Below are 14,558 nucleotides of genomic sequence, written 5' to 3' on the forward strand. Positions count from 1 at the left end.
CCCCGAGCCGCCGGCCCCTCGGTGTCAGCTCAGGGGTTGACCTTGAACGACACGCTCTGGTCGACGATCGCCGGCACGCTGCCGTGCGACGCCACCTTGACGGCGCAGGAGTCCGCGGCCGTGCAGTTGACCGTCGACGGCTGACCGGGCGCACCGGTATGGGCATTGCCGCCGTTGTTCTCCAGGGCGACCACGGCGGTCGCCGCGCCCGAGCCATCGGTGGTGATCGGGATGAAGCTCGTGCAGGCGGGGATGCCCAGCGGGTAGTTCGTATTCGAGCACAGCCCCACGTAGTAGTCGGTATTCGCCGACAGGCCGGTGAGAGAGGCCGTCGTCGTGTCGCCGTCGTCGTAGAAGCGCTCACCGGCACCATCGACGCTGGGCGGAGGGGTGAGCCCGGCGGCCGCGAGAGCCGGCGAACCGATCAGGCCAGTGAGGGTCAGCGCCGCGGCGGCGGCCGAGACGACGAGGATACGTGTACGCATGAATCACTCCATCACTACAGTGGGAGTGCCTCCCGGCACTCCGCGCTTCCGCCGGCACGTGCGTGTCGGCGGTGAGGATGCCGGTGAGGTGGCCGGGGTGGCTGCCGCGTCCAAACAGTGGCCGCCCCGGTCTCGCCGGGCATCGAGGCTGAGCCACCCGAGGGCACGACGGAGCGGCCAAGTTCTTAGGTAAGGCTAAGCTTCACGACGTAGCATCGCAGATGGCTCGGCGCGCGTCAAGACCGGACCCCTCCGTCCACCCGCCTCGATGCTGGGAGCGGTCGAACTCGGTGATCGAGTAGGCACGGCGAGCGCAGCGAGCACGTGCCGATGGAGCCGTGACCCGAGGGGCATAGCCGTCACGGAGCGAGATCACCTTTCCGTACGCGTGGCCTCGATACGCGTCGGCCGTGGACGGCCTTTGGCTACTCGACCACCGAGGTGAGGGACCGGTGATCGAGTAGGCACGGCGAGCCCTGCGAGCACGTGCCGATGGAGCCGTGACCCGAGGGGCATAGCCGTCACGGAGCGAGATCACCTTTCCGTACGCGTGGCCTCGATACGCTCCGGTCGCTAAGCGACCTCCACTACTCGACCACCGAGGGGATCAGAGGACGCGCAGGTCGGTGATGGTCCAGACATCGCCGTCCAGCTGGGCGCCGACCGCGATCTGCGCCGCGGAGACGGAGGCCTCCTCGTCGCCCTCACGACGGCTCGACTGATCGAGGAAGACCAGCACCTCGGCCCGATCGTCCTTCAGCTCGGTCACGCCGACCGCCTGCACCTGCGCGGTGAGCGTGAGCTGCTGGTCCGGTGCCTGCTCGGACAGCGCGGCGTACAGCGTCTCGTACTCCTCATAGGCGTCGCCGGCGAGCAGCCGCTGCGCGGCGTCCTCGGTCGCCTCGGGATCGTTGTAGTCATAGGTCAGCACCTGCGTGAGCGCCTGGGTGACCTGCGACTGCACCTCTGCCGTCGGCCCGGTCTCGATGAGTGCCGCGTTCTGGGAGGCGGCGCCCTGGTAGACGTACCAGGACGTGCCCCAACCCGCGAGCCCGACGGCCACGAGCACACCGATCACGATCCATCGCGTCGCGGCCTTCATGACAGACTCACCGAGACCTGCGACAGGGACTCCAGCTTCCAGTCGCCGTCCTCGTGGAGCAGCTCGGCGCTGAACCGATTGCGCTTGACCGTCGGCTCCGCATCGGGATCGCTGCCATCGGTGACCGTGACCTCGACGGCCGCGATGACGGTGGCGGTGTCATCGTCCAGATCGGTGACGGCTGCCTCGACGACCTCCCCACTGGAGATCATCTGCTGTTCGGCGAGCATCTGCTTCTCCTCATCGGGGACTCCGGCGAGCTGATCACGCAACGTGCCGGTCGAGGCGTCGGTCCATGCCTCCAGGCCGGCATCGAGATCGCGGTAGTCGAGCGTGTTGAGCGTCTCGATGTGCTGAGTAGCCCGCACGAGCACCGCGTCACGCGTCTCCGCGCGCTCGATCGTGTCGTCATTGAGGGCGGCCCACGCCGCGAGCACTCCGGACAGAGCGAGCACCACGGCCACGCCGATGCCCAGCCAGGCTGCCCAGCCTCCGGCGATGCGACGCGGCGGACGGTCCTCCGGCGGTGCCGTGCCCTCGGCCTGAGCCTCCTCGCTCCGAGCCTCCTCGGTCTGAGCTTCGGCCTCCGCCATGGTCATCCCACTCCTCCCAAGAGGTCTCCCAACCCCTGTGCCGATGAGACATTCGCCGCAGCCGCCGGCAGGCCGCCCGCGATGCTCCCCGGCCCACGGACATTCGTGCCGCTATTCGGATCGGCGGTGCAGCCGGCCGCGGTGTTGAACGGGCGCCCCGGCGACGTGTCGAGTCCGCTTCGCTGGTCGGTGCCACTGTAGCCCGCGACACAGGGCAGCGGATCGAAATAGGTCTGCGCGAGTCCCAGGTTCAATCCCTGCGAGCCGTTGATCGCCCAGCCGACGCTCAGCGCCTCCGGGGCCCGGATCAGCGCATCCTCGACCCCCGCGGAGTTGATGCCGAAGATCTGCGCCGGCGTGACCAGGTTCGCCATGAGCGTGCCCAGCGGTGTCCCGACCTGATCGAACAGCCGGTGCATCTCCTGCGCGGCGACCGGCGAGTTCTCGATGAGCGTCCGCAGATCGGTGTCGGAGTCGCGCAAGGCCGCGGAGAAGAGGTCGAGATCGGCGCTGAAGCTCTTGATGCTCTCGGCCGACTCGATCTGGGTGGACAGCACCCGATCAGAGTTCTCGATGAGACCCTGCGTCACCAGGAAGTTCTGGTCGGCGACCTCCACGAACTCACGCGAGGTGTCGATCAGCTGCCCCAGATGCTCACCCGCCCCGCGCGAGAGCTCGTAGGCCTCGTCGATGACGGTCTTGAGATCCTCCTCGGGCACCGAGGCCGCGAAGTCGCGGCCCGTGCGCAGCAGGTTCTCGATCGGCGGAGGGACGGCCTTCGACGAGGCCTTGATGACATCCCCGGCCTGCAGGTCCTCGCTCGACCGGCCGGCGCCACGCAGATCGATGTACTGCTCGCCGATCGCCGACCGGTTGGTCACCGTGGCGGTGACGTCGGACGGGATCGGTGGAGCATCGCCGTTGATCTGCAACACGGCCTCGGCTCCTTCGTCGGTGGCCGTGAGGTCCTTGATGCGCCCGACCGGCACGCCGAGATAGGTCACCTCGCCGTTGGTGAAGGCACCGCCGCCCTGAGGCAGCTCGACCGTCACGCGGTACGAGGAGCTGAACGGGTTGATGCCCACATAGGTCGCGCCGAGGTAGCTCGTGGCGACCAGGGCGACCGCCACGAAGACGATCAGCTTGGATTTGATCGAACCGGTCAGCATCACTCATCACCTCGCGGAGGCATGGACTCGGGCGGAGCCTCGGGGCTCGGTGGCGCACTCGGGCTGGGATCGGTGCCCGGCAGCTGCGACGGCGGCACCCCGATGGTCGGCGACGGCAGTCCCGGCACCGCCGAGTCCGTCGGCGGCAGCAGGGTCGGCGGCACATCCCCCGGGACCCCGGGCTCCTCACTGGGCGGCGCCTCATCGGGAGATGCCTGACGCTGCAGGCTCTGACCCGTGGTCGGCGAGGACGCGCTGTTGACCTGCGGCCAGTCGCAGCTGCCCACGGCGCAGTTCGCCGGCAGCGTGCGGAAGTTGGTCGTGATGAAGACGTTCATGTAGTCGCCCTTGATCGCCCCCAGCACCGAGTCCGGGAACGGATAGGTCAGCAGGATCTGCAACGACTCCGGCAGAGCGGATCCGGCCTTGGCGAGCTGATCGAGGATCGGCTCGAGTGCCGTGAAATCGGCGACGATATCGTCCTGGGCCGCGTTAAGCGTCTCGACGGTGACATCGGAGAGGCGGTCCAGCGCCTCCAGCATCGCCACGAGCTGGGTGCGCTGATCGACCAGCACCTCCATACCCGGGCTGAGCCCGTCGAGGGCCTTGACGATGCGATCGGTGTCGCCCTCGAGCGTCTGCGACAGCGAGTTGAGGCTGTCGAGCGCGCCGGTGATCGACTCCTTGCGATCGTCCAGCACCGAGACGAAGGCCTCCATCTGCCGCAGGAACCCCTTGATCTCCTCAGGACGGTCGGCGGAGACCTGCTGCAGCTCGCGGGAGATCTCCTGGTACTGCTCGATACCGCCGCCGTTGAGCACGAGCGAGAGGGCGCCGAGCACCTGCTCCACCTGAGCGGCCTGCGAGGTCTCGGCCAGGCCGATGTGATCGCCATCGGCGATCGTGGACCCGGCGGCCACCTCGGCATCCTCGGACGGACGCACCAGCGCGACGTACTTCTCGCCGAGCAGCGAGGTCTGCTGGATCCGGGCGACCGTGCCGGCCGGCAGATCGGCCTCGCGGTTGATGACGAGGTCGACGCGCGCGCTCTCGCCGTCCTCATTCAGCTCGACGCGCTGGACGCGGCCGATGTCGACATTGTCGAGCTTGACGCTGGACTGCGGCACGAGATCGAGGACATCCTCGAAGTCGGCGCTGATGCGCAGCGGATCGGATCCGACGTCGGCGCCACCGGGGAGCGGCGCGTCGTAGACTCCGCCGCTGAGCATGCCGCAGCCGCTCAGGGTGATGGCCGCGACGGCCGCGACGGCGGCGAGCCGGAACCGCTTGGGTTTGGTGTTCACTGGCCGTCCTCCAGTTCGCTGAAGAGCGTGAGCGGCGCCTGATCGGAGGTCTGGGCCGCCAGGCCGCTGTTCGACCACACGGTGAGCTCGTTGAGGTTGCCGCGGCCGTGCAGGGTGTTCGAGCCGGGCTCATAGGCGTTGAGGAAGTTCTGCAGCACCAGCGGGATCGTGCGGACCGACTCCTCCAAGGCCTGCTTCTGGTTGACGAGCACCTGCGTGGGACCGATGAGGTTCTCGACGCTCGTCTGCAGGTTGTCGCGGTTGTCGCGGATGAAGTCGTCGAGGATGCCCAGCCCCTGACCGAGATTGGCGATCGCGGACTGCATGTCCTGGCGGTCCTCGGCGAGGAAGTCCGCGACGGTCGCGAGCTGCGTGTTGGCGGTCGCGAGCGTTCGGTCGTTCTCCACGAGCATGTCGTTGAACTCCTTGAAGTTCGCGATCGTCGCGAAGAGATCCTCATCGGTCGCCGACAGGGTGCCGGTCATCTTGCCGAACTCCTCGATCATCTGATTGAGGTCCGCTCCCTGGCCGTCGAGATTCTCCGCGAAGACCGTCAGCAGGTCCGCGAGCGCGCCGTTCTTGTTCGCGCCGTCGGGGCCGAGCTGGGTACCGATGTCCTCGAGGCTCTCGTACATCTGGTCGATCTCGACCGGCACGGCCGTCTCGGTGATGGTGGTGCCGGACTCCAGCTCCGGACCGCTCTCGTGCGGCTGGGTGAGCTGGACGAAGCGATCGCTGACGAGGGTCGGGGCGATGATCACGGCCTCGGTGTCCGCCGATGCCGCGTAGTCGCCGTCCAGCCGCATCGACACGCGCACCTGGTCGCCATCAGGCTCGACATCGGTGACCTTGCCGACCGCCACACCGAGCATCTGCACGTCCGACCCCGGATAGAGGCCGATCGAGGACTCGAAGAGCGCATCGAACTGGGTCGCCTGGCGCTCCGAGAGCCACCGGAATCCCAGCCAGGCACCGACCACCAGTGCGAGGACGACCACCAACGCGACCGTCTGCTTCAGGACCGAACTCATCACTGGCCTCCCGGGGTGCAGTTGCGGTCGACCGAGTTGTCGAGCACCGGAGCGCCCTGCCCGTCGAACAGACCGCAGATATAGGAATCGACCCAGCGACCGTTGCCGGTCGCCGCGGCCAGACCGCGGTAGTAGGGGCCCATCTGCTTGATCGCCGACTCCAGGTTGTCCTGATTGCGCTGCAGGATCGCGGCGACCTCGTCGAGCTTGGCGAGGGCCGGCCGCAGCTGCTCCTCGTTGTCGCGGACGAGGCCCTCGAGCTCGGTGCCGAGCCGGGCCGTGCCCTGGAGCATCGCGCGGATCGTCTCGCGCCGGCTCTCCAGCTCCTCCAGCAGCGAGCTGCCGTCATTGATGAGACGAGCGAACTCGGCGTTGCGGTCCTTGAGCGTGCCGGAGACATCGGCTGTGGCGGAGAACAGCTGAGCGAGCTCCTCGTCACGGCTGGAGATGGTGCGCGACAGGTCGGTCAGGCCGCGGACCACGCCCTGCACCGACTCGGGAGTGTCCCGGAAGGTATCGGCGAGGGCCGTGAAGCTGGCCTCCATCTGCTCGGTGTCGATCTCGCCGATCGTCTCCGACAGATCCGAGAACGCCGCGTTGACGTCATAGGGCGTCGTGGTGCGTGAGACCGGGATCGGGTCGTCCAGCTCACCGGTCCCGAGCGGGTCGAGGGCGAGGAACTTCTGGCCGAGCATCGTCTTGACCTTGATCGACGCACGCGTCTGGTCGCCCAGATCGACGCCCTTGGCGCGGAAGCGCACCTCGACCGTGGTGCCGTCCAGCGAGATACCGCTGACCTCGCCGACCTTGACGCCCGCCACGCGCACCTCGTTGCCGTTCTTGAGGCCGCCGGCCTCCTCGAACTGCGCCGTGTAGACCTTGCCTCCGCCGATCACCGGGAGCGAGTTGGCGTTGAAGGTCGCGAGGAACACCAAGCTGAGCGAGACCAGCCCGACGACCGCGATGACGACCTTGTTGCGCTCCGCGAACGCCTTGGGATAGCGCGCCATCAGTTCACACACCTCGTCACGTTCGGACCCGGTGAGATACCCAGATCGCCCATGTAGCCCTCGGGATCGGGGATCTTGCCCTGGATCGAGCAGGCATAGAAGTTCAGCCAGGAGCCGTAGCTGCCGAGTCGGCCGATCCGGTCGAGCTTGACGGGCAGCACCTCGAAGAAGGAGTCGAGCACCGCGCTGGCATTGGACAGATTGCCGCTGAGCCGGTCGAGAGCCTCGATCGAGCCCTTGAGCGGAGCCCGGCCCTCCTCGAGCAGTCCGGACACGCTCGTGGTGAGGTCGCCCAGGCCGTCGAGCGTGCTGCCGATGACCTCGCGGTCCTCGGCGAGCCCCGAGACCAGCTGCTGCAGGGTGATGATCGTCCGGTCGAGCTGATCGGAGCGATCGTTGATCGTGGTCAGCACGACGGTGAGGCTGTCGATGAGCTGGCCGATGACCTCGTCCTTCTCGGCGATCGTCTGGGTGAGGCTCGAGGTACTCGAGAGCAGGCCCTCCACCGTGCTGCCCTCACCCTGGAAGACCGCGATGATCTCCTCGGAGAGCTTGTTGACGTCCTCGGGCGAGAGAAACTTCATCAGCGGCTGGAAGCCGTTGAAGAGCATCGTCAAGTCCAGTGCGGGACTGGTCGAGGAGGCCGGGAGGGTGTATCCCGCCGGCAGCACCTCGGCGCTCGCCGACGGCGGCTCGAGGGCGATGTAACGCTGGCCGACGAGATTGCGGAAACGCAGCTCGGCGGTGGTGCCGGCCCTCATAGGCGCCTTGTTCTGCACGGTGAACGTGACCTCGGCGAGACGGTTCTGGGAGACCTCGATCTTGCGGACCGTGCCGACCTTGACTCCCGCCATGCGGATGTCGTCACCGTTGTTGAGACTCGTGACATCGGTGAAGAGGGCCTTGTACTCCGTCGCCGAACCGCCGACGCTGTTGCGGATCGTTCCCGCCAGCAACATCGTCGCCAGCACCGTGACGAGTGTGAAGACGATGCTCTTGATGAGGATCTTGGTCATCGCAGGGTCACCTCCGCGCCGCGCAACGCCGGGCCGACGACCAGGCTGCTCCACTGCGGGTAGTCGGACGGCGCCACGCCCTCGGCGGGCGCCAGGAGCTCGGCGAACAGCTGGTTCTCCGCCGGCGAGTTCGCGTCGCCGAGGCCCGTGAGCGCAGCCTGCTGGCGGGCGAAGTCCGAGCGCGGTGCGGCGATCTGCTCGATCGCCTCGGGCTCGTCGGCCTGCGCCGGTGCCGACAACGCGCTCGCACCGCTCGACCCGGTCTGACCGGTCTGGTACGGGCATCGGGGCTGCCCGCCGGTGGCGTACTGCGGAGCATCGGCACCCGGAACGTACTTGCCCTGTGCGGGAACGACGTTGAGCACCACGTGGATGCCCGGCTCGTTCGTGCCCTTGCCCAGCGTGCGGTCCATCGGCTCGATGAAGTTGCGGGCGGCGTCGAAGAGGCACGGGAACTGACGTGCGTAGGGAGCCGCCGCCTCGAGGGCCCGCCGGCTCTCGGCCGACAGCACCACGATCGTCTGCTGGTTGGCGCGCATCCATTCCTCGGTCGTGTTCGAGGCGGTGATGACATTCGCCCAGACCTCCGACAGCGTGGCCCGCTGGTCGACCAGGGTCGCCGAAGTGGTGGTCATCGAGTCGAAGGCCGAGAGCAGGTCCGGCAGGGCCTCCTCGTAGACATCGGCCACCTCGGCCAGCTTGGCGAGATCCTCGGCCATCATCGGCACATGCGGGTTGAGCTTCTCCAGGTAGTTCGACCAGTCGCTCATCGAGGCGCCGAGCTCCTCGCCACGGCCGCGCAGCATCGTCGAGAGCTCGCCCAGCGTCGCTTGGAGCTTCTCGGGCTGGATCGCCTGCAGCACCGGCAGAAGCTCGTCGAAGAGCTCCTCGAGTTCGACGGCCTCGTCCGAGTCGTCCTGGTGCAGCACGTCGCCGGCCGCGAGCCCGTTCTGCGTGGAGGTCGCCGGAACCACCAGGGAGACGTATCGCTCGCCGAAGAGCGTCTTCGGCAGCAGTCTGGCCGTGGTGCCGGCGGGCAGCGATTCGGCGGTGCCGGGCTCCAACGCGAGGGTCAGCTCCGCGCCACCGGGGTCGGTGTGGACCCGAGATACCTCACCGACCGGGACGCCGTTGAGCTTGACGTCCGAGCCCGTCTGCAGGGCGTTGCCGATCGCCCCGGTACGCAACAGGACGTCGGTCGTGGGGGTGAAAGCCTTGTTGTAGGCCAGCATCGAGGCGACCACGAGGGCCGCGCCGAGCGCCAGGTAGCCGAGGCCGAGGACGGCATCGAGCAGGCGAGAGGTCTTTTTCATCCGGCCACCCTCACGGTCGTGGTCGTGCCCCAGAGCGCCATCGACAAGACGAGGTCGAGCACCGCGACGGTGACGATCGTGGTGCGCACCGACCGCCCGACGGCCAGGCCCACGCCCGCGGGTCCGCCGGATGCGGTGAAGCCCATCCGGCAGTGGATGAGGATGATGAGCACCGCGAAGATCAGCACCTTCACGAAGGACAAGAGGATGTCGATGGGCGGCAGGAACAGGTTGAAGTAGTGGTCATAGGTGCCGGCGGACTGGCCGTGCAGATAGACCGTCACCAGCCGGGAGCCGGCATAGGACGTGAGCAGGCCCAGCACGTACAGCGGGATGATCGCGATGAAGCCGGCGATGACACGCGTGGTGACCAGATAGGGAAGGCTCGGCACCGCCATGACATCGAGCGCGTCGACCTCCTCGTTGATGCGCATCGCCCCGAGCTGGGCGGTGAAGCCCGCGCCGACCGTGGCCGACAGGGCGAGCGAGGCGACCAGCGGCGCGATCTCGCGGGTATTGAAGTAGGCCGAGATGAAGCCGTTGAGCGCCGAGGTGCCGATCTGGTCGAGGGCCGCATAGCCCTGCATGCCGACGACCGTGCCGACGAAGAGGGTCATGCCGACCATGACGCCGATCGTGCCGCCGATGACCGCGAGGGCGCCGGAGCCGAAGCTCACCTCGGAGAGCAGTCGCAGGATGTCCTTCGGATAGCGCCGGATCGTGGCGGGGATCCACGCCAGGACGCGACCGTAGAACCGCAGGTCCTGGCCGAGCGAGCCCAGCGCGTCGACCGGTTTGTCCCACCAGCGGGCGCGGCGGACGGGCGGAGTGTAGGTCATGTCAGGCTCCCTTGCCGGGGAACAGTTGCAGGTAGAGCATCGTGATGATCGTGTTGACGAAGAAGAGCAGCATGAAGGTCACGACGACCGACTGGTTGACCGAATCGCCGACGCCCTTCGGGCCGGGTGCCGTGTTGATGCCGCGGTAGGCCGCGACCACGCCCGCGATGAAGCCGAAGATGACGGCCTTGAGCTCGCCGACCCACAGATCGGAGATCTGCGCCAGCGCGGTGAAGCTCGCCAGATAGGCGCCCGGGGTTCCCCCCTGGACGACGACATTGAAGAAGTAGCCGCCCAGCACGCCGACCACCGAGACGAGGCCGTTGAGGAGCACCGCGGCCATGATGCAGGCCAGGACGCGAGGGACGACGAGCTTCTGGATCGGCGAGACGCCCATGACCTTCATCGCGTCGATCTCGTCGCGGATGGTGCGGGAGCCGAGATCGGCACAGATCGCGGCGCCGCCGGCGCCCGCGATGACCAGGGTGGTCACGATCGGCGCCGCCTGTTGGACCACCGCCAGCACGCTCGCGGCGCCGGTGAACGACTGAGCGCCGACCTGGACGGTCAAGGTGCCGAGCTGCAGGGCGATGACCGCGCCGAAAGGGATGGCGACGAGCATCGCGGGGATCCACGAGACGCTGACGACGAACCAGAACTGCTCGAGGACATCGCGAGCGGCGAAGGGCCGCTTGAAGGTCGAGCGGATGGTGTCCAGCCCGAGGGCGAACAGGCTTCCGGTGGAGCTCAGCGCCCGGGTGACGACTCCTTTGCGCGGGATGGTCGGGACTCGGTCCCGCTCCTCGTCGTCGGCGACGTACAGCGGCGCCGCACCCGCGGCGACGCGCTCACGATGCCGTTCGGCGCTCGGACGGATGGCGCCGGACTTGGGAAGGAGCTGTCGCGGGAGCACTTCGATCGAGCGGGCGCCGGCATGCCTGGACATGACGACCGTGCCACCGCCGGGGTACGGCGGAAGGTCGCTGTCGAGCGCCTCGCCGCGCCGGTGGTCGGTCTCCTCGCTCATGCCGATCGGACCCTCGGGATCGCCGCTCATGAACTGCGAGACGACCGGGTGGTCGGTGAGCAGGAACTCCTCGCGCGGGCCGAACATCACCAGCTCTTGGAGGTAGATCATGCCGAGGTTGTCCGGCAGCGTGCGGGCGAGCTCGATGTTGTGGGTGATGATCAGCATCGTGGCGTCGGTGACGGCATTGATGTCGATGAGCAGCTGGGCGAGGTTGGAGGTGCGGACCGGGTCCAGGCCCGAGTCCGGCTCGTCGATGAGGATGATCTCCGGGTCGGTGACCAGCGAGCGGGCCAGGCCGGCGCGCTTCTTCATACCGCCGGAGATCATGCCGGGGAGCTTGTGCTCCTGGCCGACCAGCCCGACCATGTCGAGCTTCTCCATGACGATCGAGCGGATCTTGTCCTCGTTGAACTTGGTGTGCTCGCGCAGGGGGAACGCGACATTGTCGTAGACGCTCATCGAGCCGAAGAGCGCACCGTCCTGGAACAGCACGCCGAAGCTCTTGCGCAATTCCAGGCGCTGGGCCTCATTGGCGCGCACCATGTCGACGCCGTTGACCAGACAGGAGCCGGCCTCGGGCTCGAGCAGGCCCATGACCGACTTCAGGAACACCGACTTGCCGGTGCCCGAGGGGCCCAGGAGCGCCGTGATCTCCCCTGGGGGCAACGTCAGCGTGACGTCGCGCCAGATGTTCTGGCTGCCGAAGCTCTTGGTGAGGCCTTCGACCTCGACGGTTCCACCCATGCGGTGCATCTCCCCAGCGGTTGTCCGCGTTGACGCGGTATGGATAGGTAGGCGGCACCGAACCGCCCCCTCAGATGGATCGGTGCCTGGCCGAGACGCTAGGTGTGGCTCAGGTCACGACGCCACCGACTTCGAAGATCAGGGCGCTTCGTAATCGAAACGTAACCTGCTTTTGTCATGTACATCACAAGAAGTGGACGAACTGGCCACGAGAACGCCGCCGCGCATTGCGTCATCGGGTGGTGATGTGGCTTCATCGAGGCGTCGCCCCCTCACGACATGCCGTCCGGCCTGGCCGGACGACACGCAGTGATGGGGAGTTGATGGGAATGTCACTCGTGGTCTCCGAAGACGAGGCAGTCGCCGCGCGTCACGCGCTGTCGGAGGAGCGGCTGGCGCATCTGCGGCTGCAGATCCGCCGATCCGTGTCCAGCCCCGGCACCGTCGGCGATCGCCAGCTCGACGATGCGATCGCCCAGGCCGTGCGCGCCTTCGCCGACAGCGACGCCGACGCGCTGCGAGCGGCCGACCTCGTCGGGCTGTACTTCGAGGAGATCGGGAGACGGCAGGCCCGGCGCGGCGACGACGTCGCGGCCCTGCGCCTGGCCTTCCGGACCGCACGCGCGGCGATGCAGCGAGGGCTCAGCTACGGCATCGGCGATGCCATCACCGGGGATCGCTTCATCCGGCTGCGCGAAGAGCTCATGACCTATCTGAACCTGCTCTATCACCACGCCCGCCAGGGCCTGGAGAACGAGCACCGCCGGGTCGGCGCGGCCACGGTGATGCCGGCACCCCTCGACCCCGATCACGGCGACGACGGGCCGCGGTTCAACCGCGACCAACGCCGCGCCCTCGCTCGCCTCGAGCCCGGGGAGCAGATCCGGGTACTGGTGTCGTTCGCCCACGCGCTGCCGGGCGAGCTGTGCCGCCAACCGGGGGTCGTCGCGGACCGCGACCGCCACCTCGCCCTCGTCCCGACGACCTGGACCAGCGGCCGACTCGGCGAGCAGCTCACCCGCCAAGCCGTCCTCGGGCCCATGGTGGCGCCGACCGACGCGGCCGCCTCGGCCTCGCTGGTCTGGCGCGCCGCCCGCATGCTCACCGACGGCGGGACGAGCGATCCTCGGATGCTGGTCCCGGTCGAAGACCTGCTCGGCATCCTGCTGCTCGAGGGTGATCCCATGCTGAGCTCTCTCCTGGCCGCCAAGCACCTAGGACCGTGGGAGGCGATACCGGCCGTCCGCCGGCTGGCCCTCGGGGAGTTCCTGCTGAACATGCTCGAGCGACCGCAGCCCACCAACAGACTCGCCCGCGAACTGGGCATCCCGCCGCAGACCGCTCACTCACGCATCAAAAACCTGCGCGACCTGCTCGGGGACTGTCTCGACGACCCGACCTCCCGGCTCGAACTGATCGTGGCGCTCCGGCAGATGCTGCCGCAGTGGCGCGTCGATGCCAGCGAGGCTCAGGCCGCGGAGCTCACGGCCCGCTCCGAGCCCGGACCTTCCGGCCCCCGAGCGTCTCAACGTCGATCGCGATGATCAGGTCGCGGTCGCCGGGGGCCCACGCGTGGGGCAGGACGCCTCGCAGCGCGTCCCGCTGAACGTCCGAGGCGATCGAGGCGGTGCCGTGGACCGTGACGCTCCAGCCGGACTGGAGCAGCTCGTCGAGGTGATCGGTCTCGAAGGCGACCGGGACCGGGCCGGCGGTCGTCATCGTGGCCAGTACGGTCTCGGACTCGGTGCGCAGGAGCACCGTGCTGCCGTCGGAGACGGCGTTGAGAACCAGGAGCTCGAGGCGGTCCGGTCCGGCGAAGGCGAGCCTGCCGATCCGGGTGAGTGCGAGGTACTCGCGACATTCCTCCGGAGTCAGTGGCCGGATATGTCCTTCGTTCATCGTCCCTCCTCGGTGCTGTCGACCACGCTAGCTCTTGTATCGCCGTCCGGCCCGGCACCGCACGCGGCGGTCAGGGCGCCGGGGCGAACGGCCAGTCCGGGATCGGCTCGAGTCGCCGGCCACGGCGCATCGCGAACCGGTTGAAGTCCATGGTGCGCCGCGCGGCCCAGAACCGCTGCTGGGCCATGGCGAGTCTCGGCTCCTCGCGGATCACGCGCCGATGGCGGGCACCCAGCTCGATCGCCACGTCACGCGCCACCCGCGCGTCGCAGGCGGCATCGTGGGCGTTCTCGATCGCGATCCCGTAGTAGTCGGCGACGTCCACCAGACGGCGCGACCCGAGCCGACCGCGCTCGATGCCGTAGTCCACGACGAAGGGATCGATGACCAGCAAGGCGTCCCACCGCGGCTGCGACAGGCGATAGCGCCACAGCTCGGTACGCAGCACCGTGAGATCGAAGGCGGCGTTGAACACCACGAGCGGCACCCGCCGCGCGACGAGATCGTCGACCCACGCGCTCAACTCGCGGAGAGCGACCACCGGCGAGGGCGCGGCGGCGACATCGGCATCGCGGAGACCGTGGATCGCCGAGGCCTTGTCGGGGATCGGCACCTGCGGGTTGACCCGCCCGATGAGATCGCGGCCGTCCGGACCGAGGGCCGCGTAGCTCACGATCCGATCCGACCAGGGATCGACTCCGGTGGTCTCGAAGTCCAGGGAGGCCAGCGGGCCGGTGTGCCAGCCCTCATGCTCGCCGCGCGGGGGTGGCGCGGGGCGGTGCTCCGCGCAGACGGTGAACCCGTCCTCGCCGAAACCGATCCGGAAGCCGTCCTGCGGACCGACCTCGACACCACAGTCGGCGCACTGCCCTGCATATGCGTTCTGCCTCACCCTGACCTCCTGGCGCCCACGGTAGCCAGGACCCCTGACACTCCCCCGGGCACCGTCGCGATGGCGCCGCGGTGAGCGGTTCTCGGCGCGGTGGGCACCTAGATCCGACGCACGAGGCGTTTCTGCGGTTG

Annotated in this window: 14 protein-coding genes and 1 pseudogene; 1 reads left to right on the top strand and 14 read right to left on the bottom strand. The window is 68.2% G+C overall.

Annotated elements, in window-relative coordinates; translation table 11 throughout:
• Positions 1-29: 29 nt before the first annotated feature.
• The 12 genes and pseudogenes from JL108_RS02765 to JL108_RS19700 all read right to left on the bottom strand — a co-directional run.
• Positions 30-485 carry a hypothetical protein gene (locus JL108_RS02765; protein WP_205196837.1) on the bottom strand — a complete coding sequence of 152 codons (456 nt, stop codon included), beginning with the start codon at positions 483-485 and terminating at the stop codon, positions 30-32.
• A gap of 607 nt (positions 486-1,092) precedes the next feature.
• Positions 1,093-1,587: a hypothetical protein gene (locus tag JL108_RS02770; RefSeq protein ID WP_205196839.1), complete on the bottom strand. Its 495-nt coding sequence runs from the start codon at positions 1,585-1,587 to the stop codon at positions 1,093-1,095.
• Positions 1,584-2,186, bottom strand: coding sequence for a hypothetical protein (locus JL108_RS02775; protein WP_205196841.1), 603 nt, complete (start codon positions 2,184-2,186; stop codon positions 1,584-1,586). Before JL108_RS02775 ends, JL108_RS02770 begins: the two co-directional genes overlap by 4 nt.
• Positions 2,183-3,349, bottom strand: a complete 1,167-nt coding sequence (locus JL108_RS02780; RefSeq protein WP_205196843.1) for an MlaD family protein — start codon at positions 3,347-3,349, stop codon at positions 2,183-2,185. Before JL108_RS02780 ends, JL108_RS02775 begins: the two co-directional genes overlap by 4 nt.
• Positions 3,349-4,653: an MCE family protein gene (locus JL108_RS02785; protein WP_205196844.1), complete on the bottom strand. Its 1,305-nt coding sequence runs from the start codon at positions 4,651-4,653 to the stop codon at positions 3,349-3,351. The genes JL108_RS02780 and JL108_RS02785 overlap by 1 nt, the downstream gene beginning before the upstream one ends.
• Complete coding sequence (locus tag JL108_RS02790) at positions 4,650-5,684, bottom strand: MCE family protein (protein WP_205196846.1); 1,035 nt, start codon at positions 5,682-5,684, stop codon at positions 4,650-4,652. Before JL108_RS02790 ends, JL108_RS02785 begins: the two co-directional genes overlap by 4 nt.
• Entirely contained in the window at positions 5,684-6,694 is a 1,011-nt protein-coding gene (locus JL108_RS02795) for an MCE family protein (protein WP_240190516.1), read from the bottom strand. Before JL108_RS02795 ends, JL108_RS02790 begins: the two co-directional genes overlap by 1 nt.
• Complete coding sequence (locus JL108_RS02800) at positions 6,694-7,710, bottom strand: MCE family protein (RefSeq protein ID WP_143911164.1); 1,017 nt, start codon at positions 7,708-7,710, stop codon at positions 6,694-6,696. The genes JL108_RS02795 and JL108_RS02800 overlap by 1 nt, the downstream gene beginning before the upstream one ends.
• Complete coding sequence (locus tag JL108_RS02805; protein WP_205196848.1) at positions 7,707-9,023, bottom strand: MCE family protein; 1,317 nt, start codon at positions 9,021-9,023, stop codon at positions 7,707-7,709. Before JL108_RS02805 ends, JL108_RS02800 begins: the two co-directional genes overlap by 4 nt.
• Positions 9,020-9,862, bottom strand: coding sequence for an ABC transporter permease (locus JL108_RS02810; RefSeq protein WP_205196850.1), 843 nt, complete (start codon positions 9,860-9,862; stop codon positions 9,020-9,022). The genes JL108_RS02805 and JL108_RS02810 overlap by 4 nt, the downstream gene beginning before the upstream one ends.
• 1 nt (position 9,863) lies before the next feature.
• The gene (locus JL108_RS02815) at positions 9,864-10,643 is read right to left on the bottom strand and encodes an ABC transporter permease (protein WP_307837175.1); all 780 of its coding nucleotides are present in this window, start codon (positions 10,641-10,643) and stop codon (positions 9,864-9,866) included.
• 396 nt (positions 10,644-11,039) lie between these two features.
• Positions 11,040-11,645, bottom strand: a pseudogene (locus tag JL108_RS19700) (ABC transporter ATP-binding protein); the annotation flags it as partial.
• 320 nt (positions 11,646-11,965) lie between these two features.
• On the opposite strand from JL108_RS19700, the gene JL108_RS02820 reads away from it, so the two are divergent.
• Entirely contained in the window at positions 11,966-13,180 is a 1,215-nt protein-coding gene (locus JL108_RS02820; RefSeq protein WP_205196852.1) for a helix-turn-helix domain-containing protein, read from the top strand.
• Here the strand turns inward: JL108_RS02820 and JL108_RS02825 are convergent.
• Both JL108_RS02825 and JL108_RS02830 read right to left on the bottom strand, forming a co-directional pair.
• On the bottom strand, positions 13,119-13,535 hold the full coding sequence (locus tag JL108_RS02825; RefSeq protein ID WP_205196854.1) for a pyridoxamine 5'-phosphate oxidase family protein: 417 nt from the start codon (positions 13,533-13,535) through the stop codon (positions 13,119-13,121). The two genes, JL108_RS02820 and JL108_RS02825, sit on opposite strands and share 62 nt — an antisense overlap.
• A gap of 70 nt (positions 13,536-13,605) precedes the next feature.
• Positions 13,606-14,427 carry an exonuclease domain-containing protein gene (locus tag JL108_RS02830; protein ID WP_205196855.1) on the bottom strand — a complete coding sequence of 274 codons (822 nt, stop codon included), beginning with the start codon at positions 14,425-14,427 and terminating at the stop codon, positions 13,606-13,608.
• Positions 14,428-14,558 lie beyond the last annotated feature (131 nt).

The sequence above is a fragment of the Aeromicrobium sp. YIM 150415 genome (assembly GCF_016918125.1).
Lineage (GTDB): Bacteria > Actinomycetota > Actinomycetes > Propionibacteriales > Nocardioidaceae > Aeromicrobium > Aeromicrobium piscarium.